We start from the raw sequence: 19,010 nt of genomic DNA, 5'->3' as shown, positions 1-19,010 counted from the left end.
TTACCCTGTGCTCCATCAAGGCTGCACAGAGGTAACAGGGGCATGACAACGGAACACATGGACGCCATCGGCATCGGTTGGGACGTGAGGGGCTGGCAGGGTAATGCCCAGGCGGTGGCGGTGGTGGGTTGGCAGGCCCGGGAGTCCCGTCTGCACTGGCTCGGGATCTCCCCCTTGTTTCGGCTGAGCTCCCGGGTCGCGCCGGATCTGGATGCCCTGCTGCGCCCGGCCCTGCAAGACGAGGTGGCGCTGATGCAGGTGCTGGCCTGCCCGCGCCTTGCTCTCGGCATCGATGCGCCCCTGGCCTTTCCCCGCGCCCTCGCCGATCTGCTGGCGGGGCGGGGGAGCGGCTTTCCCGTGCCTCAGCGGGAGATTGACAACCCTTACGCCTACCGGGATTGCGAGCGCTGGCTCCATCAGCACTATGGCAAGAAGCCCCTCTCCGCAACCTTCGACAGGCTCGGCAACAACGCCACCCTGGCCCTCTCCATGCTGCCGCGTCTCGGGGATCTGCAACTGGTGCCAAAACAGGCGAGGGCTGCCGGGCGCGCGGTGCTGGAGGTCTATCCCGCCTTGGCCAAAATGGGGGGCAAAGCCTCTGCGGTGCGGCCCGAGCTGCAACCCCACCTGCCAGCAATCCTCATCCCTGGAACGGATCCCTATGATGCCGCGCTCTGCGCCCTGATGGCCCTGCAATATGCGGCTGAAGGGGTCGTCACCTCGCTGCCTGCTCTGGTGGACCTGCCGGAGGAGATGGCACCGGACGAAGGCTGGGTCTACCACTTCGCCCGGGATTGAGACGCCCAAGGGCACCGCGCTCCCTCTGATGACTGCTGGCGACTTGCTGTCGCCACTTCGTATGGCTTGCCGTTGCCACGGTGTCAGGCAAGGGCAGGCCGCGTTCGTCCTTGTGATCTTCCGACGTCCCCTTGACCCTTGCCCTTGTTGCCTTATTTTGCGACTGCCGACTGCCGACTGCCGACTGCCGACTGCCGACTGCCGACTGCCGACTGCCGACTGCCGACTGCCGACTGCCGACTGGCGCCTTTTCATCGGACCTCATCCTTGATCCCGACTGTTCATGGTTGATTGAAAAATCACCTTGTATGCCATCAGACAAGAGGCGTACAAGTACATTTATCACCCCGCAGCCGCGGGCAGATGGCTCCAGGGTTGTGCAGAAACAGGGTTGCGGCGGTCAAATATGCGGCAGGTTAAGCCTGCGGAAGCATAAATAGGGAGTCAGGGCGTTAATTGCTGGAAGAGCCGTCTCTTCATCCGATATATTGCCTCTTTTCCTCAGGTTTCTTGTGCGGTGGTGTCGATGAAACGCATTCTCTCTATCCAGTCCCACGTGGTGTTTGGCTGTGCCGGCAACAGCGCCGCCGTGTTCCCCATGCGCCGTCTCGGCATGGAGGTGTGGCCCATCAATACGGTGCAGTTCTCGAACCACACCCAGTACGAGGCGGGTTGGCAGGGAATGGCGATGCCGGCGGGCCACATTGCCGCCCTGTGCCAGGGGCTTTGCAATATCGAGGTGCTGGCGCGCTGCGATGCGGTGCTGAGCGGCTATCTGGGCTCGGCGGAGCAGGGGGACGAGATCCTGGCGGTGGTGGCGGCGGTGAAGCGAGCCAATCCGGCGGCCCTCTATTTCTGCGATCCCGTGATGGGGCATCCGGAGAAGGGGTGCATCGTCGCCCCGGGCGTCACCCGCTTTCTCACCGAGCAGGCCCTGCCGGTGGCGGACATCATGGCCCCCAATCTGCTGGAGCTGGAGACCCTGTGCGATGTCCATCTGACAACCCTGGCCCAGACCCGGGTCGCCGCACACCAGTTGCTGGAGAGGGGAGTGAAGATGGTGCTGGTCAAGCACCTGGGTCGCGCCGCCAGTGTCCCCGGCCGCTTCGAGATGCTGCTTGCCACCCCCGGGGGTGACTATCTGATCGCCCGTCCCCTTTACGATTTCGCGCGCCAGCCGGTGGGCGTGGGGGATCTCATCAGCGCCCTGATGCTGGCCAACCTGCAGGCGGGATATGAGGGGGTGAGTGCCTTCGAGCGCACCAACGCCGCGGTGGATGCGGTGCTGAGACAGACCTGGGAGGCGAATGCCTACGAGCTGCAGCTCATCGCGGCCCAGAGCGCCTTTGCCGAGCCGCAGATTGCCCACAGGGCCGAGCGCCTAGCCTGACGCCATTGATCTGCCCGTGACGGGACGAGCTGATCAAGGTTCAGCTTGCGGCGCTGATCGGTGTTGCATCCTGAAAATGTTCGACCCTGGGGAAGGGGTCGTAGAAGTGGTGCAGCAGGGCCTTCCACTCCTGGTACTGGGGGGAGCCCCTGAACCCCCGGGTGTGATCTTCCAGCCGTTCCCACTGCACCAGCAGCAGGTAGTGATGGGGATCGTCCAGGGCACGCTGCAACTGGTGGCCCAGGTAGCCGGGCATGGCGCTGATGATGTGCTGGGCCCGGGCGAAGGCCTGCTCGAAATCAGTGGCCTTGTCGGGAATGATCTGCAGATGGGCGACTTCCAATATCATGATGGCTCCTTGCCGATGAGTCTGATTGAACCAAAAACCTATGTGCGCCGAGCCTTGGAGGGGCAAGACCGGCACGCGGTCCAGTCTTGCCAGGTCGTCTGCCTCAGAGCTGCTTGTAGAAGAACTGGGTGGCGGCGAGGGTGCCGTCCCCATTGCGGGCGAAGTCCGGGATCTGGCCGGCCTCCTGATAGCCGAGCTGGCGATAGAGGCTGGAGGCCACGTCGCCGACCCGGGTATCCAGCACCAGCAAGGTGCGCCTGGCGTCCCGGGCCCCTTGCTCCATGGCGTTCATCAGTGCGCGGCCCACCCCCTTGCCACGGGCCTGGCTGTGGACCATCAGCTTTTCCACTTCGGCCCTGTGGCCCCCGTTGGCCTTGGTGCACAGGGAGAGCTGCAGGGCGCCCACCAGATGGTGCTGATCAAACGCCACCCAGAGCTTGCGCACTCCATCCGCCAGCTCCCCCTCGATGCCTTGCCAGTACGCCAGCCCCTGCTCTTCCTGCAGGGGAGGCAGAAAGCCCACCGAGGCACCGCTGGCCACGCAATCTTGCAGCAGGGCGATCAGCGCCGGTTTGATGCCTCTGGTGCTCTCGACCTCAAGGATCTCCATTGAATGTCCTCATCTTCTCTCTTGGCCCACGTGGGGGATTAACGTCTCGGGCGCGGACTCTCCTGCCGGTGCCATCATCATCCGGTCAGGTGCGCCGTCTCTTAATGGATCAGTCCCTGCGCTGCCAGCCACTGGAACAGCAGGCGGGAGACGGGGGAAACTTCGGCCAGGTGGCGGCTGTCCAGCCAGCGCAGCTCTGCGATCTCCGCCGAGGCGACGGGTGTGCCGTCGGCGTCCCCCGTGTAGCAACGCAGATTGACATTCACCCCTTGCGGCTTGCCGTCCGCCTGGGCGCTGAACTCGCAAGCGAACGCCAGGGTGTCGGGTTTCAGGGTGACCGCGAGCTCTTCCTCGATTTCACGAACGAGGGCCGCCTCGTCGCTCTCTCCCGGCTCGCGCTTGCCCCCCGGAATGTAGTAGATGTGCTTGCCGTGGGAGCGGGCACACAGCAGCTGTCCCTCCTTGAAGGTCAGCCAGGCGAGTTTGTCGATCATGGGAAGATTCCTCTTGTTGCCGCTTGTCAAAGGGGGGCTCGCTGCTCGCACAGGGTGCGATAGGAGCGGGTTTCCCGCATCTCGGGCGCCAGTCCCAGCCGGCTAGCGAGCGCCAGCAACTGCGCGCGGTAGGCGGGCAGGGCGGCCTCGTCGTCAGTCATGATGGCGAGCTCGGCAAAATCACCGACACCTGCTAGGTGATCCACCGTGACGTGGAAGGCCCCCAGAAAATAGATGCTGCGCCGCTTGTCGATGGTCAGTACCGGCCGGTAGCCCAGGGTGCGCACCATGCTGGTCGCCTTGTCCGCATCGGTGATGTTGACCGCCTCGCAGCGATCGGGTCCGGGCCCTTTGACTATCCAGAGCCGGATGCCGCTGGGGGCCATGGTGCGGATGATCAGGCTCTTCTCCTCCCGGGCCAGGGCGCCGTCAGCCGTGTCGAAGTAGCAGTCCTGCTCATGATTGTCCGCCACCATCACCTCGGGGCCGAGGGCCGTGAGGGTATGCACAAAGGCGGCGCTGTCCGTCAGGCGGTATTTGAACTCCACCTCGAAGCGCCCCTGAAAGTGGGTGGTCATGGCCTTGCGACGGCTCCCGAACGGCAAATGAATAGGGCAGCCTAGCAAAAGTGCCGGGCTCTCCCAAGCATCGGGATCACAGCTTCGCATTGACTGCCGACTTTATGACCAGATGGTGAGGGAAAATCCGCCCTGGTGCACAGCTTGTGGCCCGGTGGCTGGGCGCCGTCCGGGGGCTGTGCTCTAATAAGCTCCCTCTTTGGCGGTATTGCCGCCCTGAACAACGACAACGAGGCGGCGGCCCCGGCCGCGCCAGTGGAGCCACAGATGCAGATCACCTCACAGACCCCCTTTATCGGACTGGGCGTGGCGGGCAACTTCGCCGGTCACCTGGAGCAGGCAGGGGAGGCGGCGGATTTCGTCGCCGTCAAGGTTGACGACAAGGTCGCCCCCAAGGCGCTGTTCCCCTTCTATGTGCCGAACCATCCCGGCCAGCTCGGGGTCTTTCCCCTGAGCGGCGAGGCCATCTTCCTGCCGGAGGCGGCGGTGAGCGGGGACGAAAAGGTGCAGATTGAACCCGAGGTGGCACTGTGGTGCGAGCTGGAGTACGCGGGGGATCAGGTGGTAGCCATCCATCCCAAGGCGTTTGGCGCCTACAACGACTGCTCCATCCGTCGTCCCAACGCCAACAAGATCAGCGAGAAGAAGAACTGGGGTGAAGAGAGCAAGGGGCTGGCCGCGAACCTGCTGCCCCTGACCCACTTTGCCGCAGGATGCGAGCTCGATGACTACCGCATTGCCTGCTACCTGGAGCGCGGCGGTGAGCTGCACCCCTACGGGATCGACAGCGCGGCGGTGGATTACAGTTACTTCCACGGTCAGTTGCTGGCGTGGGCCATCGACAAGTTCAACCATCAGCAGGACGAAGGCCCGGCCGAGCATATCCAGGGGCTGCTGGCCCAGGCGGGACGCCCGGCCCATGCGCTCATCAGCATTGGCGCCACCCGCTACACCCCCTTTGGCGAGACCCACTTCCTCGCTCCCGGTGACACCGCATGCGTGGTGGTCTACCCCGCCAGTCGCTACAGCGAGCGCGACATTCGCGAAGCGATCGCGACCCGCCGCGTTGGCGCCGACGTCTCTGTCCTGCTCCAGGCGGTCAAGACCCGCTAATCCTGTCGTCAGGCCCGCTTCGGCGGGCCTGACTGTTTTTAAGCACAGCGCAGCCCGTTCCCTGTCGGCTTTCTACCCCCTGTTTGCATACCCTCTATACCTACCGCACGCCATGCCAAGCGCATGATGTTCCTCGATCCTGTTCGCGCTCCGCCATCTGCCTCCCGTGCCCTGAACCGTGCACCTCGAAAGCCGATTGCAGTGGCTGGATATAACAGTATGATTTGCCACAAGAAGTCCATTCTGCCTGCAAGGATCCCGAGTATTCATGGTTGAACTCAAGACCCTGGCCCTGTTTCTGGTGACTGCGGTTGCCGAGATCCTGGGCTGCTATCTCCCTTATCTCTGGCTGACCCAGGGCAAGAGCGCCTGGCTGCTGCTGCCCGCGGCCCTGAGCCTGGCCCTGTTCGCCTGGCTGCTCTCATTGCACCCGACCGCCGCTGGCCGCGTCTATGCCGCCTATGGCGGCGTCTACATCTTCGTGGCCATTCTCTGGCTCTGGGCCGTGGATGGCATCAAACCCAGCCTGTGGGATCTGGTGGGGGCCGGGGTGGCCCTGATCGGCATGGCCATCATCATGTTTGCCCCAAGACCCGCCTGATATCGATGCCAAGGGAGATCAGCATGATGACGACAGTGGTGATAAGAGAGTGTGAGGCGCAGGACTTGGCCGGGCTGCTGGCCCTTTATCAGGAACTCAGGCCTCAGGACCCCGTGCTCGACGAGCAAGGGGCCCGCGAGGGATTGGCGGCGATGCTTGATCTGCCCCATACCCGCATCATGGTGGCCCTGGTGGAGGGCCAGCTGGCCTCCAGCTGCCAGCTCGGGGTGATCCCGACCCTCACCAACGGCGGCCGACCCTTCGGCATCATAGAGCATGTGATCACGGGCGCCGCGTTTCGCCGCCAGGGGCTCAGCCATCAGTTGCTGGAGCATACCCTGGCGCTGGCCTGGGAGCTGGATTGCTACAAGGTGATGCTGCTTTCAGGGGAGGGGCGGGAGGCCGCTCATCGCCTCTATGAGGGACTCGGTTTCAAGGCCGGCATCGAGAAAGGGTTTGTTATCAAGGCGCCGCAATAAGTCCCATGGACTGCTGCATCATCAAAGGCGTGGGCTGTTATCCGCAACATATTGAGGTAGCGATGAAAATTGACGCCGCACAAAAGTGCGATCACCCAACCCTTATCACCATCTGGGAGGCCTCGGTGCGCGCCAGCCACAACTTCCTGCAAGAAGCCGACATAGCGGCCCTGAGGCCCTTGATCCTGGAGCACTATTTCGATGCCGTGACGCTGAACTGTGCCAGAGTAGACAATGGTGTGATCGTCGGTTTTATCGGGGTGGCTGAGGGCAATATCGAGATGCTGTTCGTCGCCCCCGCCGGGATGGGGCAGGGGGTGGGTCGCCAACTGGTGGCCCATGCCATCGCCAATCTCGGGGCGCGCCGGGTGGATGTGAACGAGCAAAACGAAGGGGCCTGTGGGTTTTACCGACGGATGGGCTTCGAGGTGACGGGGCGCTCCCCCCTGGATGGCCAGGGCAAGCCCTATCCCCTGCTGCACATGGCCTTGGCCGCCGGTTAAGGGCGCCAGAGCATAAAAAAACCGCCCTCGGGCGGTTTTTTGTTGTTCAGGACGCAGGGCTCGCACCGTCTCACTCCTCGTTGGAGTTGTCCTGATAGTCGCCCCGCTGGGCCTTGGGCAGGCGGCGCATGGGGGCGAAACCGATGTCCTCGCCCACCACTTCCCGCTTGCGGGACTTGTTTTGCGCAGGCTGGGCCGGCTTCTTGGCGCCATCCCCCTTGCCTTTCCCGGCGGCGGGTTTGCCCTTGGCGTTGGCATGGCCACGGGCGCGGGGCGGGTTTTGCACCGGCTTGCTGCCCGGCAGGGTCTGGCGGCTCGGCTTGCCGCTCGGCTCGTACCCTTCCAGGATCTCCACGGTCAGGGATTGGCCGATCAGCGCCTCGATCTCCTTGAGCTGACCCAGCTCGTCCTGGCTCACCAGGGAGATGGCCTCGCCGCCGCGCCCGGCACGGCCGGTGCGGCCGATGCGGTGGATGTAATCCTCCGCCATCTGGGGCAGCTCGAAGTTGATCACGTGGGGCAGCTGATCGATGTCCAGACCCCGTGCGGCGATATCGGTGGCAACCAGCACCCGCACCTTGCCTTCACGAAAATCCGCCAGCGCCCGGTTGCGGGCCCCCTGGCTCTTGTCACCGTGGATGGCGACCGTATCCAGGCCATCTTTCTGCATCTGCTGGGCGAGCCTGTCGGCAATCTGCTTGGTGCGCACGAACACCAGCACCCGCTGCCAGTTGCCACGGCCAATCATGTGGGAGAGCATCTCCCGGCGGCGTTCCCGATCGACCTGGATGATGCGCTGGCTTACCTGCTCGGCGGCGGTGTTGCTGGGATCCACCTCGATGAGGGTGGGATCCTTGAGCAGATCGTCCGCCAGCGCCTTGATGTCATTGGAGAAGGTGGCGGAGAAGAGCAGGGTCTGACGCTCCTCCGGCAGGGCCTTCATGATGCGGCGAATGTCGGTGATGAACCCCATGTCGAGCATTCTGTCCGCTTCATCCAGCACCAGTACCTCGAGGGCGCTCAGGGTCAGGGCGCCCTGGGTCAGCAGATCCAGCAGGCGGCCCGGGGTGGCGACCAGGATGTCGACCCCGAGCTTGATGGCGTCCAGGTTCGGCTTGATGCTGACGCCGCCATAGGCGATCAGGGTACGAAACGGCAGGTGGTGGGCATATTTGATGATGCTTTCGCCCACCTGGGCGGCCAGCTCCCGGGTCGGGGTCAGCACCAGGGCTCGCACCTGGCGACGACCGCCACGGCCGTGGTTGGCCAGCAGTCGATGAAGCATGGGCAGGGTGAAACCGGCCGTCTTGCCCGTGCCTGTCTGGGCGCCGCCCAGCACGTCCTGCCCGGCCAGGATGGCGGGAATGGCTTGCTGCTGGATGGGGGTGGGTTGTTCGTAACCCAGCTCCTTGACGGCCCGCAGGATGTGCGGTGACAGACCCAGTTCATTGAATGACATGTTCGAGGGACACTCCGAGCCTTGGGCTCAACGGGTGACGGCAGCCTTGGTCCGTCACGACATGGAAAATAGGGTGGGCCGCCATCGAGGCTGGGCCTGAGCCCGGCAAAGCGACCGCACAAGAGACAGTGGGCGCGTAATATAGCAGATGCGAGGCGCACGCGCAGCAGCCGTGTCGCGAGCAGGGTTGCCACGGCCATCCCGGCAGGGAAAGGCCAGGGGGGCGCGAAGAGGGGCCCGCTTCGCCTCGGCGCACGCCCGTCAGAGCAGTCCCTCGATGGCCTGCACCAGATCCTCTGGCCTGGTCTGGGGGGCGAAGCGGTCCACCACCCGGCCTTCACGGTCAATCAGGAACTTGGTGAAGTTCCACTTGATGGCCTCGCTGCCAAGGAGCCCGGGCTTTTGCTCCTTGAGCCAGCGATAGAGGGGGTGGGCCCCGGCGCCGTTGACCTCGCACTTGGCCATCAGGGGGAAGCTGACCGGGTAGTCGAGAGAGCAGAAGCGGGCGATCTCCTCGGCATCGCCCGGCTCCTGATGGCCGAACTGATCGCAGGGAAAGCCCAGGATCTCGAAGCCTTGGGGGGCGAACTGGCGATAGAGGGCCTCAAGCCCGGTGTATTGGGGGGTAAAACCGCAGCGGCTTGCCACGTTGACCACCAGCACGACACGGCCCTGCAGATCGGCGGTGGACCAGGCCGTGCCATCGAGTCGTTGCAGGGGGATGAGGGGCAGGGGCATGGTTTCTCCTGATGCAAGAGGGGCGACAAGGCGCCCGGGGACAATCCTTGCACGTTAACGGGCCGAGGGCCGGGGAGCAAGGGGGAGGGCGTCTGTTCCCCCCAGACTCCTATTGATGGCGGGACTTCTCAAGAGAAGCAATCCGGTTTGTGCCGATGGTCCGAAGTCGCTACAAAGCGCACTCTCTCCCCTCGCTGCGAGCCTATCTTGGACTATCAAGCCGTCATGGATGCCATCTACACCCGGGGTTGGGTGATAGTGGATGATTTTTTAACCGCCGCCGAGGTGGATGCCCTCAAGGCCTGCCTGCCGGACGAGTGGCGACCGGCGGGGATCGGGCGCGAGACCCTGCATCAGGACAACCGCGATATCCGTCGGGATCAGATCCACTGGCTCGACGCCTCCCTCGGCGCGCCGGTGGCCGACTATCTGGCCCGGATGGAGTCCCTGCGTCTGGCCGCCAATCGCAGCCTGATGCTGGGGCTGTTCGACTACGAGGCCCACTTTGCCCGCTACCGTCAGGGGGACTTCTACGTCACCCATCGCGACGCCTTCGCCGGGCGATCCAACCGCCGGCTCACCTCGGTGTTCTACCTGAACAACGACTGGCAGCCAGAGGCGGGGGGAATATTGCGGGTTTATGACGACAGCGAGCAGTTTCTGATGGATGTCTCCCCCCGGGGCGGGCGGCTGGTGCTCTTCCTGTCTGAAGAGTTTCCCCACGAGGTGCTGCCCGCAAGCCGGGAGCGCTACAGCATTGCCGGCTGGTTTCGGGTCAACGGCAATGGCGCCGGGCGGGTCGATCCCCCCCGCTGAGCGCATTTCATCCTGTTTCTGACACAGGAAGAGACTTTTATCTGTCCGGGCAGGGGGAGGTGCGCCCCATCGGCTGACAAGGCTTCCCCTCCCTTGCTACACTGCCCGCACTTATGTTCGTTTCTGGCTTCGTCCGGTTTTCATGCGGTTGGGTTTGACATGGTGATGACGAAGCCGCTTCTCCCAAGGGATCACATCTAATGAAGAACATGCATGTCTTGCTGCTGTGCGGCGGTGGCGGCTCCGAGCACGAAGTCTCGCTGCGCAGCGCCAATTTCCTCGAAAAACAGCTCGGGCTCCTGCCCGGTATCGAAGTGACCCGGGTCGAGATGTTTGCCGACCGCTGGCTCTCCGCCGACGGTCGCGAGTGCAAGCTGGGGCTGGACAAGCTGCTCTCGTTCGACAGCGTGGCCCGTCCGGTGGACTACGTGGTGCCCTGCATCCACGGCTATCCCGGTGAGACCGGCGATCTGCAATCCTTCCTCGAGCTGGCCGGCCTGCCTTATCTGGGTTGTGACGCCGAGGCGAGCAAGGTGTGCTTCAACAAGATCACCACCAAGCTGTGGCTCACCGCCATCGGCATCCCCAATACCCCCTACCTGTTCCTGACCGAGCAGGGCGAGGCGAGCCTGACCGAGGCGAAAGCGGCGCTGGCCAAGTGGGGCAAGGTCTTCATCAAGGCGGCCTCCCAGGGCTCTTCCGTGGGTTGCTACTCCGCCAGCAACGAGGCAGATCTGGTGAAGGGCATTGCCGATGCCTTCGGTTACTCCGAGCAGGTATTGATCGAAAAAGCAGTCAAGCCCCGCGAGCTGGAAGTGGCGGTCTACCAGTATGGTGACGAGCTGGTGGCCACCTATCCGGGGGAGATCTGCGTACCCCAGGACAAGTTCTACACCTATGAAGAGAAGTACAGCAGCGCCAGTCACACCGAGACCGCGCTCAAGGCCGAGGGGCTGACTCAGGCCCAGGCCGATGCCATCCACGAGTACGCCTTGAAGGCGTTCCGTCAGCTCAAGCTGACCCATCTGTCGCGCATCGACTTCTTCCTGACCGAAGAGGGGGAGATTTTGCTCAACGAGATCAACACCTTCCCGGGCATGACCTCCATCTCCATGTTCCCGAAACTGCTGGAGCACCACGGCCACAGCTTCGCGCACTATCTGGAGCAGATCCTGCGAAAGGCGGTCTAACGTCGCCAGACCCGGTTGCAACGGATGGTGAGTAGGGGCCTCAGGGCCCCTTTTTTCATGGGGGGAAGCGGGCAGAACGCGGGGAGGGAAGGGGGCAGGGCACCGCCCGGCAAGCCTTGCCGCCAGGAGGGCGCACCGTTACAATCAGCCCCCTTTTGTCCCGCCACAGGCACCGTCAGAGCCGCGTTCCATGAAGCCCATCCCCGATCACGCCGTCAACCGCCTGCGCATCTGGCGCAAGAGCGTCTCGACCCGACCCTTTCTTGCCCGTGGCGGCAGCGTGCCACGCTGCGATGCCTGCCAGCTGCGCCACGACTGGTGTGCCTGCGACTGGCGCCCGGCGCTCAAGGCCGAGGCCGGTTTCTGCCTCATGATGTATGACAGCGAGCCCATGAAGCCCTCCAACACCGGGCGCCTCATCGCCGACGTGCTGCCGGACTCCACCTGGGCCTTTCTCTGGTCGCGTACCGAACCCCATCCCGAGCTGCTGGCCCTGCTGGCGGATCCCGCCTGGCAGCCCTACGTGGTCTTTCCCGCCTGCGAGAAAGCGCCCGACCGCCTGACCGGCGAGGTGGTTCTGGCCCCTGGAAAGAAGCCGCTGTTCATCCTGCTGGACGGCACCTGGCCCGAGGCGCGCAAGATGTTCAACAAGAGTCCCTATCTGGACGGCTTCCCGGTGCTCGCCATCAAGCCGGATGCGCTCTCTACCTACGGCATGCGGGTCGCCCACAGCGACGAGCACCTGTGCACCGCCGAGGTGGCTGCCTGCGTGCTGGAAGTGGCCGGGGAGCTGCGGGCGGGAGAGGCGCTGCAGCTCTGGTTCAATCTCTTTAGCAGCCGCTACATGGCTGGCCGGGTAAGCCGTGCACCCGGTGCTGATGAAGCGCCCCTGCTACAGGGGCTGGCGGTTATCAAAGCACAGGCCCTCTCGCACGCTGATTGATGAAAATAAGGAATCAGTTGGCTGCCATTGTTTCGTTGGCTTCATGAGCCCGCCCTCGCTAGGATAGCGACCTGTTGACTCCTTCAGGCTCCAGGCCATGCCGGGCGCCGCCAATCACACGAGGTCTATGGATGGAACTGGAACTGCTCACCCTGGTCGCCCTGTTCGGGGTGGCCCTCATCGCCGGCTTTATCGATGCCATCGCCGGGGGCGGTGGACTCTTGACGGTGCCGGCCCTGCTGGCCACCGGCATGCCGCCAGCCCTGGTGCTTGGCACCAACAAGTTGCAGAGCAGTTTCGGCTCCTTCTCCGCCACCTGGTTCTATGCCCGCAAGGGGCTCCTTGAGTGGGCCATCATCTGGCCGGCGGTCATCTGCACCTTCATCGGGGCGGCCATCGGCACCCTGGCGGTGCAGACCATCGATGCCGCCATCCTGGAGCGACTGCTCCCCTTCCTGCTGATGGCGTTTGCCTGCTACTTCTACTTCTCCCCCAGGGTGAGCGATGCGGAGAGCCAGCGCCGCCTCACTCCCATGGCGTTTGCCCTGCTGGTGGGAGGGGGCGTGGGCTTTTATGACGGCTTCTTCGGGCCGGGCACGGGGTCGTTTTTTGCCATCGGCTTCGTGGCCCTGGCGGGCTTTGGCATGGCGCGGGCCACCGCCCACACCAAGCTGCTCAACTTCACCTCCAACATCGCTTCCCTGCTCTTCTTCACCCTGGGGGGCAAGGTGGTGTGGAGCGTGGGGCTGTGCATGGCGCTGGGGCAGTTCATCGGGGCGCGCATGGGCTCCAAGCTGGTGCTCAAGAAAGGGGTGAAGCTCATCAAGCCGCTGCTGGTGACCGTCTCCCTGGTGATGTCCGCCAAGCTGGTGTGGAGCCAGTACCCCGAGCTCTTTGCCTGGCTGGGCTGAGCAGGTATCCCCCATGACGAGGGCCCGATCGCAGATCGGGCCCTCTTGCGTTTCAGCCCAGTGCCGATAGTTGCCGGAAATGGGCTTGCAGCGCCTGCACCAGGCGGGCAATGCGATCGCGCTTGAGGCTGTTTGGCCGATAGACCAGGTGGAGCGGGCGGCCCAGTCCCGGCAGGGGGCGTGCCTGTGTCCCCTGCTCACCCACCAGAGCCAGCAGGCCGGCGGGCAGGAGCACGGGGCCAATGCCTGCCTTGGCCAGCTCGATCAGCGCCAGGTAGGAATCGAGCTCCATGGCGGGGATAAGCCCGAGGGCGGCCAGGGGCTCGCGCAGATAGCGGTTGGAGGGGTTCTCCAGATCCATGGTCAGGATCTTGCGCACCTTGCCCTGCATCCCCTGACTCACGTCGCCTTCAGCCAGTTGCTTGCTGGCCACAGTTTCTTGCAAGGCGCCCTGGTGATCCGGCTGCGCCGCCTCATCCAGAGCGTCCCCCACCAGATAGAAGGGCTCCTCCAGCAGCCGTTCGGCACACAGCCCATGGCCCGGCGGCAGGCGACCGGCGCAGATCCCGAGCAGGGCATCCCCGCCGCGCACCCGGGCCAGAATGACCGGGGTGTGGTGGGTAGAGAGGGCAATGTGGGGATCCCGTTCAAGGTAGGCGTGCATGAAGCGGGCGAGGTAGCCCGCCAGCAGGGTTTCGGAGCAGGCGATGGACAGAGGGGTCTGATCCGTGAGGATCTGGCTGTCCGCCAGCACCCCCTTCATTTCGGCGAGGCTTGGGGCTACCCGGGCGAGCAGCTCACGGGCCTGGGGAGTGAGGCGGATATGACGGCCATCCGGCTCGATGAGCTTCTTGCCAAGGCGCTGCTCCAGCTGGGCGATGCGCTTGCTGACCGCCGACTGACTGATATAGAGGCGGCTTGCAACCTTGGCCATGGTGCCTTCGCTTGCCAGCAGGCAGAGTGTCTCCAGCCCTTCCAGTAACATGCGTCCTCCCTCCTCGTGTGTTGGACGCGGTTACCTTAGGGGCTGGTGGCATCAGGGGCAAGTACCGTTTGCGGCCCTTGATAGCGGCCAGCGCCACGCCTTGACGGGGGGCGCGAAGATCACCAGGTTGCCGATGAGGCTCACCACCACGCCGACGATGGAGACCGTCTGCCAGACAAAGCCTTCATAGAAGGTGGAGAGGGTGAGGGCCACCAGGGGGAAGAGCACGGTGGCGTAGGCCGCCTTGCTGGCACCGATGCGCCCGACAAGGGTGAGGTAGGCGGTGAAGGCGATGACGGAGCCGAAGATGGCCAGATAGACCATGGCGGCGAGGTAGCGCGGGTCGGTGGGCAGGGTGAGTGACTGACCGAGTACCGTGACCCAGCCCAGCAGCAGCGCCACGCCGTAGACCATGCCCCAGGGTACCATCTGCAATACGTGATAGCCCTGGCGCTGTCCCCGGGCGGAGACCAGGTTGCCCAGGGAGAAGCAGAGGGTGCCGGCGCAGGCAAAGAGCAAGCCCTTCCAGCCGTTTGCACCCAGTTGCGCATCCGCCAGCACCGGCCAGAAGAGCAGCAGGGTGCCAAGCAGCCCCAGCAACGATCCTTGCAGCCAGCGCAGGCCCGGTCGTTTACCCTCGAACAGCCAGAGATTGAGGCCGTTGAAGATGCTGGCGCTGGCGAAAATCACCGCCGACAGGCCGCTCGGGATATAGAGGGTGGCGTGGTAGAAACAGAGGAAGTTGGTGGAAAAGAGCAACGCGCCGAGCAGGGCAGCATAACGCTGGCCCGTCCAGGGCAGGCGCGGAAACTTGCCGCTCACCGTGAGCAGGGCGAACAGGGCCAGGGCCGCCAGGGCGAAACGATAGAGCACCGAGACCTCGATGGGGATGGGGCCGAGCTGCCAGGCGATGGCAATCCAGGTGCTGCCCCAGATGAGGACGGTGGAAACATAGAGCATCAGATTCATGGTGTGATCCCATCAAGAGAAGATGATGTGATCAGCATGAACCGTGAGGCGGGGTGCCGGCTTGCACCATCTTGCGGTTTTTTCAACGGAGGCGCAGCCTTTGACCATGAGGCGCGATAAGATGGCGACAGGAAAGGGGCGGCAAGTGCCAGAGAGGGACGCAAGCGTGCAGCATGCCATGCAGCAGACAAGACAGGCAGGGGTCTTTGATGCCCTGGTGAGCACCGGTGCCAGGCTGGAGGACTCCTGCTGGCTGGAGCCCGGACTCGGGGTGGCGAGCTGGTGCAACCGCTACGATCAGACCCGCTACCACAAGCCGGGCAACCACACCATCAGCGTCTACCTGCAGGGGGGCGAGCAGACCGAGCGGCTGGACGGCCCCGGTGGCCATGGCGGTGCCGGCAAGGTGTGCATCATGCCGGATCACCACAGGTCCGAGTGGCTGGTGCGCGAGGAGTTTCGCTTCTTCCACCTCTACTTCACCCCCGCCCACTTCACCCGTATCGCCGAGCAGGCGTGCGACAAGGAGGGGCGTCATCTGCAACTGGAAGACAAGACCTTCATCGACGATCCCCAGGCGGCGGCCCTGGTGCAGGGGCAATTGATGAAGCTCGACTGGCAGCACGGCATCGATCGCATGGCGCTCTCCCACGGTGCCTGGATGCTGATGCTGCACGCCTATCGCCATCACACCCGCGAGGCCCCGGCGCTGCCGGAGGTGCGCGGTGGCCTGGCCCCGGCCGTGGTGCGCCGGGTACAGGAGTATCTGCAGGCTCACCTGGCCGAACCGGTCACCCTGGGAGAGCTCGCCCGGGAGGCGGGTCTGAGCGAATACCACTTCGCCCGGATGTTCGGGCAGAGCCTGGGCTGTCCGCCCCACCGCTACCTGCTCGGGCTGCGGCTCAAGCGGGCCAAGCAGTTGCTGGCGGGAAGCGAGCCTCTGGCCAGCATCGCCGCCCAGTGCGGCTTCTCCTCCCAGGCCCATTTTGGCAACCGCTTTCGGGAGGCGTTCGGCCTGAGCCCGGGCCAGTGGCGAGCCCAGTTGTCATTCTCCTGTCACAGATAACCCTGAGACTCTGGGCAAAAGAGGTGTACCCTCTGTCTCTTGTCCATTGAAAGGAATGCCCATTGAATCATCGCAAACGTCAGACTCGTACTCGCCATCTCTGGTTCAACCACTGGAATGCCCCCCTCTATCGCGCCACCCAGCCGACGCCGCCCGAACCGCTCGTTCCTCACAGTTCCCGCTGAAAACGCCGTAACCCGGTAGGATTTTTCCGGCAACTTTGCCACTATTGCGCCATCAGGATGGACTGGATATGGCCGCATGTTTCTGGAACGCATTGAAGTCAAAGGTTTTCGCGGAATAAATCGCCTCTCCCTCGGGCTGGACAACACCACTGTGCTCATCGGCGAAAACGCCTGGGGCAAATCCAGCCTGCTGCGGGCCCTCTGGTGCCTGCTGGGGGATGCCGAGCCCTATCAATTTGGTCAGGATGATTTTCACCGGCCCGAAGATCCCGAGCTCGAACCCTCGCGCATGCTGCAACTGGTGCTCACCTTCAGCGAGTATCGTCCCCAGATGTGCCAGCACTCCCGCCGTCTGGCCCGCCTCGGGGCGGCCTGGATCCCCCACAAGGACAAGTTCCACCGGGTGCATTATCGTGCCAGTGCCGAGTTGCAGGACGATGGCAGCGTGCTCACCACCCACGACTTTCTCGACGGCATCGGCAAGAGCCTGACCATCGACAACAATGAGGCGCTGGTGCGTCTGCTCATCACCATGAACCCGGTGTTCAGGCTGCGGGATGCCCGTACCGCCAGGGAGGGCATCGAGCGGCTGCCCTGGGGGGATCTGTGCGAGCAGCGGCTGGACGAGCTGGCCGGCAAGCTCACCGACGAGCCCCAGCGCATCGGTGAGCCTGAACTCAAGGAGGCGCTGCAGGCGGTGCAGCAGTTGATGGAGCACTACTTCAGCGCCCTGGCGCCCATCAAGCACAAGCCTCGTAGCCAGCGGGATATCGTCAATCGCCCCATGACTCTGCGCAATCCCGGCAACCTGCAGGTACTGCTGCGCAATGCGGACAACCGGGCGCTGCAACTGGCCATGGCGGGCATGGCGGCCATGCTGCTCCACGCCCGGGGCAACCGGGAGCTGGAGGAGGGGGCCAGACCCATACTGATGCTGGAAGACCCCGAGAGCCGCCTGCATCCCACCATGCTGGCCCTGGCCTGGGGTCTGCTGGAGCAGTTGCCCGGCCAGAAGCTGCTCACCACCAACTCGGGGGACCTGCTCTCCTCCTTGCCCCTCAATCAGGTGCGCCGTCTGGTGCGCCGCCAGCAGGACATCCTCTGCCATCAGTTGGGAGGGGAGCGCTACAGCAGCGACGATCTGCGCAAGATTGCCTTCCATGTGCGCATCAACAGGCCCATGTCGATGTTTGCCCGCTGCTGGCTGCTGGTGGAAGGGGAGACCGAGATCTGGCTGCTCTCGGAGCTGGCCCAGATCTGCGGCTACAGCCTGCGGGCGGAGGGGGTGCGCATCATCGAGTTCGCCCAGTGCGGCCAGGCTCCCCTCATCAAGGTGGCCCGGGACTTTGGCATAGAGTGGCACCTGCTCACCGACGGTGACGAGGCGGGCGCCAAGTATGCGAGCTCCGCCCGCTCCCTGCTCAAGGGGGAGCGCGAGCGGGATCGGCTGACCCAGTTGCCGGCGGCAGACATAGAGCACTACCTCTACCAGAACGGGTTCGAGGGGGTGTTCCGGCGCGAGGCGGGGGTCGGGGGGCGCTCCACCCTCAACGCCGGGCGCATCATCGCCAAGGCGATCCACCATCGCAGCAAGCCAGGCATGGCCCTGGCGGTGGTGGAGGAGGCGGAGCGCCTCGGCAGCGAGCACATTCCCCCTGTGCTCAAGCAGATGTTTGCCCGGGTGGTCGCCCTTGCCCGGGGACAAAGCTGACCGGCGACGTTGGGAAGACGGGGGGAGTTTGGATATACTCCCTGCCTCTTGTCCTTCCTTACCCTGTGACGGGTGCACCCGCACCCGGACTGCTGCCGGAGACCCTATGTTCGTCCAACTTCCTTTTTGGCTCTTTCCCCTGACCGGTCTGATGGCTCTGGGGGCCCTGATCGCCGTGGGGCTCGTCCTGTGGCGCGGGGATCTCTGCCCGGGCCAGCGCTCGCGGATCACTACCCAGCTCTTCTCGGTCTGGGTGATCACCGGGCTCTCTCTGATGCTGGCGGTGGAGGCCAAGGTTGCGGGCTGGCTCATCTGGAGCGGGGGGGCCGCCCTGGTGCTCGGTATCGTGCTCTCCCTGGTCCAGTCTCGCCTGGAGGGCAAGCGCGCCATCCCCGCCACCCTGCTGTGGTTGCCCGCCATGCCGCTCGCCCTCTACGGGCTGGGTCTGATGCAGATCCAGGGCTGGCTCGGCGGCCTGCTGCAGATGGTGCTGCTGGGGTCGGCCTTTGCCCACCTGATGCTGCTGCGTGCCCGCCACCGCCTGCAAGCCTTCAATCTGCTGCTGCCCCTGGCGGGGCTCGTCTCCGCCATCCTGAGTCTTATCTGGCTGGCGGTGCTGGTGGGTTGGCAGGGGAGCAGCGCCGGGCTCGACCCGCTGATCCCCGGGGTAGTGACCCAGGCCGGCCTGCTGGTCGCAGCCCTGCTGCTCTGGTTCAGCCCCATCTACCGTCAGCAGGAGACGGCCCCCGTGGTGGTCTCCGTGACCCTGTGCGGCCTCATCATCGCCCAGATTGCGGCGACCAGCGTGTTGCACCAGCTGGCCTGATCCCGGCGCATCCTCCCGCCCGCACCTTGTCGTGCGGGCTTTTTGTATGGCAAAGAGGGGCAAGGCGGGGAGGGGCCTGAGGGGGAAGAGATCGCTAGCTGCCTGAAAAAACTGCGATTTGTTGCAAAAGAGCGCAGTATGTGACGGTTTAATCCCCGAATAAACTTTTTTTAGGATATTTACTTGCAATCTCAGCGTTGGCGCCTATTATGGGCGACCTCGGACGCGGGGTGGAGCAGCTCGGTAGCTCGTCGGGCTCATAACCCGAAGGTCGTCGGTTCAAATCCGGCCCCCGC

Annotated in this window: 22 protein-coding genes; 14 read left to right on the top strand and 8 right to left on the bottom strand. The window is 64.3% G+C overall.

Features of this window, described 5'->3' with window-relative positions; all coding sequences use genetic code 11:
• Nucleotides 1–42: 42 nt before the first annotated feature.
• Entirely contained in the window at nucleotides 43–798 is a 756-nt protein-coding gene (locus tag ACVDHI_RS06595) for a DUF429 domain-containing protein (RefSeq protein ID WP_042863935.1), read from the top strand.
• Nucleotides 799–1,324: 526 nt separating this feature from the next.
• A complete protein-coding gene (gene pdxY, locus ACVDHI_RS06590) occupies nucleotides 1,325–2,188 on the top strand; it encodes a pyridoxal kinase PdxY (protein WP_323903537.1) in 864 nt (287 codons plus the stop codon).
• Between the two features lie 40 nt (nucleotides 2,189–2,228).
• Here pdxY and ACVDHI_RS06585 read toward each other — a convergent pair whose 3' ends face one another.
• The 4 genes from ACVDHI_RS06585 to ACVDHI_RS06570 form a co-directional block, all read right to left on the bottom strand.
• On the bottom strand, nucleotides 2,229–2,537 hold the full coding sequence (locus tag ACVDHI_RS06585) for an antibiotic biosynthesis monooxygenase family protein (protein ID WP_043155165.1): 309 nt from the start codon (nucleotides 2,535–2,537) through the stop codon (nucleotides 2,229–2,231).
• A gap of 103 nt (nucleotides 2,538–2,640) precedes the next feature.
• A complete protein-coding gene (locus ACVDHI_RS06580; protein WP_010674875.1) occupies nucleotides 2,641–3,147 on the bottom strand; it encodes a GNAT family N-acetyltransferase in 507 nt (168 codons plus the stop codon).
• Nucleotides 3,148–3,248: 101 nt separating this feature from the next.
• On the bottom strand, nucleotides 3,249–3,641 hold the full coding sequence (locus ACVDHI_RS06575; protein ID WP_279474557.1) for an NUDIX hydrolase: 393 nt from the start codon (nucleotides 3,639–3,641) through the stop codon (nucleotides 3,249–3,251).
• A gap of 26 nt (nucleotides 3,642–3,667) precedes the next feature.
• Entirely contained in the window at nucleotides 3,668–4,219 is a 552-nt protein-coding gene (locus ACVDHI_RS06570; protein ID WP_323903541.1) for a class IV adenylate cyclase, read from the bottom strand.
• 267 nt (nucleotides 4,220–4,486) lie between these two features.
• Here ACVDHI_RS06570 and ACVDHI_RS06565 point away from each other — a divergent pair, with 267 nt between their 5' ends.
• From ACVDHI_RS06565 to ACVDHI_RS06550, 4 genes are all read left to right on the top strand, one after another.
• The gene (locus ACVDHI_RS06565; protein ID WP_319903778.1) at nucleotides 4,487–5,332 is read left to right on the top strand and encodes a DUF5718 family protein; all 846 of its coding nucleotides are present in this window, start codon (nucleotides 4,487–4,489) and stop codon (nucleotides 5,330–5,332) included.
• A 268-nt stretch (nucleotides 5,333–5,600) separates the two neighbouring features.
• A complete protein-coding gene (locus tag ACVDHI_RS06560; protein ID WP_041211490.1) occupies nucleotides 5,601–5,933 on the top strand; it encodes a YnfA family protein in 333 nt (110 codons plus the stop codon).
• A gap of 23 nt (nucleotides 5,934–5,956) precedes the next feature.
• Nucleotides 5,957–6,412 carry a GNAT family N-acetyltransferase gene (locus tag ACVDHI_RS06555; RefSeq protein ID WP_223956621.1) on the top strand — a complete coding sequence of 152 codons (456 nt, stop codon included), beginning with the start codon at nucleotides 5,957–5,959 and terminating at the stop codon, nucleotides 6,410–6,412.
• Between the two features lie 62 nt (nucleotides 6,413–6,474).
• The gene (locus tag ACVDHI_RS06550; RefSeq protein ID WP_319903777.1) at nucleotides 6,475–6,915 is read left to right on the top strand and encodes an acetyltransferase; all 441 of its coding nucleotides are present in this window, start codon (nucleotides 6,475–6,477) and stop codon (nucleotides 6,913–6,915) included.
• 70 nt (nucleotides 6,916–6,985) lie between these two features.
• Here ACVDHI_RS06550 and ACVDHI_RS06545 read toward each other — a convergent pair whose 3' ends face one another.
• Both ACVDHI_RS06545 and ACVDHI_RS06540 read right to left on the bottom strand, forming a co-directional pair.
• A complete protein-coding gene (locus tag ACVDHI_RS06545) occupies nucleotides 6,986–8,374 on the bottom strand; it encodes a DEAD/DEAH box helicase (protein ID WP_010674869.1) in 1,389 nt (462 codons plus the stop codon).
• Between the two features lie 261 nt (nucleotides 8,375–8,635).
• Entirely contained in the window at nucleotides 8,636–9,112 is a 477-nt protein-coding gene (locus tag ACVDHI_RS06540) for a glutathione peroxidase (protein ID WP_183149903.1), read from the bottom strand.
• A gap of 207 nt (nucleotides 9,113–9,319) precedes the next feature.
• Between ACVDHI_RS06540 and ACVDHI_RS06535 the strand changes: the two genes are divergently transcribed.
• The 4 genes from ACVDHI_RS06535 (at nucleotide 9,320) to ACVDHI_RS06520 (ending at nucleotide 12,972) form a co-directional block, all read left to right on the top strand.
• Nucleotides 9,320–9,928 carry a 2OG-Fe(II) oxygenase gene (locus ACVDHI_RS06535; RefSeq protein WP_029314582.1) on the top strand — a complete coding sequence of 203 codons (609 nt, stop codon included), beginning with the start codon at nucleotides 9,320–9,322 and terminating at the stop codon, nucleotides 9,926–9,928.
• A gap of 200 nt (nucleotides 9,929–10,128) precedes the next feature.
• On the top strand, nucleotides 10,129–11,118 hold the full coding sequence (locus ACVDHI_RS06530; protein ID WP_041215087.1) for a D-alanine--D-alanine ligase: 990 nt from the start codon (nucleotides 10,129–10,131) through the stop codon (nucleotides 11,116–11,118).
• A gap of 190 nt (nucleotides 11,119–11,308) precedes the next feature.
• Nucleotides 11,309–12,061: a tRNA-uridine aminocarboxypropyltransferase gene (locus tag ACVDHI_RS06525; RefSeq protein WP_447211877.1), complete on the top strand. Its 753-nt coding sequence runs from the start codon at nucleotides 11,309–11,311 to the stop codon at nucleotides 12,059–12,061.
• Between the two features lie 131 nt (nucleotides 12,062–12,192).
• Nucleotides 12,193–12,972, top strand: coding sequence for a TSUP family transporter (locus ACVDHI_RS06520; protein ID WP_010674863.1), 780 nt, complete (start codon nucleotides 12,193–12,195; stop codon nucleotides 12,970–12,972).
• A gap of 52 nt (nucleotides 12,973–13,024) precedes the next feature.
• Here ACVDHI_RS06520 and ACVDHI_RS06515 read toward each other — a convergent pair whose 3' ends face one another.
• Nucleotides 13,025–13,957, bottom strand: coding sequence for a LysR family transcriptional regulator (locus ACVDHI_RS06515; protein WP_201901116.1), 933 nt, complete (start codon nucleotides 13,955–13,957; stop codon nucleotides 13,025–13,027).
• A gap of 51 nt (nucleotides 13,958–14,008) precedes the next feature.
• Nucleotides 14,009–14,926, bottom strand: a complete 918-nt coding sequence (locus ACVDHI_RS06510; protein WP_447211876.1) for a DMT family transporter — start codon at nucleotides 14,924–14,926, stop codon at nucleotides 14,009–14,011.
• Between the two features lie 178 nt (nucleotides 14,927–15,104).
• Between ACVDHI_RS06510 and ACVDHI_RS06505 the strand changes: the two genes are divergently transcribed.
• From ACVDHI_RS06505 to ACVDHI_RS06490, 4 genes are all read left to right on the top strand, one after another.
• Entirely contained in the window at nucleotides 15,105–15,992 is an 888-nt protein-coding gene (locus ACVDHI_RS06505) for a helix-turn-helix domain-containing protein (protein WP_042016580.1), read from the top strand.
• A gap of 62 nt (nucleotides 15,993–16,054) precedes the next feature.
• The gene (locus ACVDHI_RS06500; protein WP_256094327.1) at nucleotides 16,055–16,177 is read left to right on the top strand and encodes a hypothetical protein; all 123 of its coding nucleotides are present in this window, start codon (nucleotides 16,055–16,057) and stop codon (nucleotides 16,175–16,177) included.
• 76 nt (nucleotides 16,178–16,253) lie between these two features.
• Nucleotides 16,254–17,888 carry an ATP-dependent endonuclease gene (locus ACVDHI_RS06495; RefSeq protein WP_447211875.1) on the top strand — a complete coding sequence of 545 codons (1,635 nt, stop codon included), beginning with the start codon at nucleotides 16,254–16,256 and terminating at the stop codon, nucleotides 17,886–17,888.
• A gap of 106 nt (nucleotides 17,889–17,994) precedes the next feature.
• On the top strand, nucleotides 17,995–18,714 hold the full coding sequence (locus ACVDHI_RS06490; protein ID WP_010674858.1) for a hypothetical protein: 720 nt from the start codon (nucleotides 17,995–17,997) through the stop codon (nucleotides 18,712–18,714).
• The last annotated feature ends 296 nt before the right edge of the window (nucleotides 18,715–19,010 follow it).

Source organism: Aeromonas sp. 25-248 (genome assembly GCF_053005425.1).
Note: the sequence above shows the minus strand (reverse complement) of the source record. Positions and strands in the feature narration are given on the sequence as shown.

What these genes read in the sequence shown, in the direction of transcription:
- ACVDHI_RS06595 (WP_042863935.1), top strand. Translation starts at nt 43, where the DNA reads ATGACAACGGAACACATGGACGCCATCGGCATCGGTTGGGACGTGAGG.
- pdxY (WP_323903537.1), top strand. Translation starts at nt 1,325, where the DNA reads ATGAAACGCATTCTCTCTATCCAGTCCCACGTGGTGTTTGGCTGTGCC.
- ACVDHI_RS06585 (WP_043155165.1), bottom strand. Translation starts at nt 2,537, where the DNA reads ATGATATTGGAAGTCGCCCATCTGCAGATCATTCCCGACAAGGCCACT.
- ACVDHI_RS06580 (WP_010674875.1), bottom strand. Translation starts at nt 3,147, where the DNA reads ATGGAGATCCTTGAGGTCGAGAGCACCAGAGGCATCAAACCGGCGCTG.
- ACVDHI_RS06575 (WP_279474557.1), bottom strand. Translation starts at nt 3,641, where the DNA reads ATGATCGACAAACTCGCCTGGCTGACCTTCAAGGAGGGACAGCTGCTG.
- ACVDHI_RS06570 (WP_323903541.1), bottom strand. Translation starts at nt 4,219, where the DNA reads ATGACCACCCACTTTCAGGGGCGCTTCGAGGTGGAGTTCAAATACCGC.
- ACVDHI_RS06565 (WP_319903778.1), top strand. Translation starts at nt 4,487, where the DNA reads ATGCAGATCACCTCACAGACCCCCTTTATCGGACTGGGCGTGGCGGGC.
- ACVDHI_RS06560 (WP_041211490.1), top strand. Translation starts at nt 5,601, where the DNA reads ATGGTTGAACTCAAGACCCTGGCCCTGTTTCTGGTGACTGCGGTTGCC.
- ACVDHI_RS06555 (WP_223956621.1), top strand. Translation starts at nt 5,957, where the DNA reads ATGATGACGACAGTGGTGATAAGAGAGTGTGAGGCGCAGGACTTGGCC.
- ACVDHI_RS06550 (WP_319903777.1), top strand. Translation starts at nt 6,475, where the DNA reads ATGAAAATTGACGCCGCACAAAAGTGCGATCACCCAACCCTTATCACC.
- ACVDHI_RS06545 (WP_010674869.1), bottom strand. Translation starts at nt 8,374, where the DNA reads ATGTCATTCAATGAACTGGGTCTGTCACCGCACATCCTGCGGGCCGTC.
- ACVDHI_RS06540 (WP_183149903.1), bottom strand. Translation starts at nt 9,112, where the DNA reads ATGCCCCTGCCCCTCATCCCCCTGCAACGACTCGATGGCACGGCCTGG.
- ACVDHI_RS06530 (WP_041215087.1), top strand. Translation starts at nt 10,129, where the DNA reads ATGAAGAACATGCATGTCTTGCTGCTGTGCGGCGGTGGCGGCTCCGAG.
- ACVDHI_RS06525 (WP_447211877.1), top strand. Translation starts at nt 11,309, where the DNA reads ATGAAGCCCATCCCCGATCACGCCGTCAACCGCCTGCGCATCTGGCGC.
- ACVDHI_RS06520 (WP_010674863.1), top strand. Translation starts at nt 12,193, where the DNA reads ATGGAACTGGAACTGCTCACCCTGGTCGCCCTGTTCGGGGTGGCCCTC.
- ACVDHI_RS06515 (WP_201901116.1), bottom strand. Translation starts at nt 13,957, where the DNA reads ATGTTACTGGAAGGGCTGGAGACACTCTGCCTGCTGGCAAGCGAAGGC.
- ACVDHI_RS06510 (WP_447211876.1), bottom strand. Translation starts at nt 14,926, where the DNA reads ATGAATCTGATGCTCTATGTTTCCACCGTCCTCATCTGGGGCAGCACC.
- ACVDHI_RS06505 (WP_042016580.1), top strand. Translation starts at nt 15,105, where the DNA reads ATGCAGCAGACAAGACAGGCAGGGGTCTTTGATGCCCTGGTGAGCACC.
- ACVDHI_RS06495 (WP_447211875.1), top strand. Translation starts at nt 16,254, where the DNA reads ATGTTTCTGGAACGCATTGAAGTCAAAGGTTTTCGCGGAATAAATCGC.
- ACVDHI_RS06490 (WP_010674858.1), top strand. Translation starts at nt 17,995, where the DNA reads ATGTTCGTCCAACTTCCTTTTTGGCTCTTTCCCCTGACCGGTCTGATG.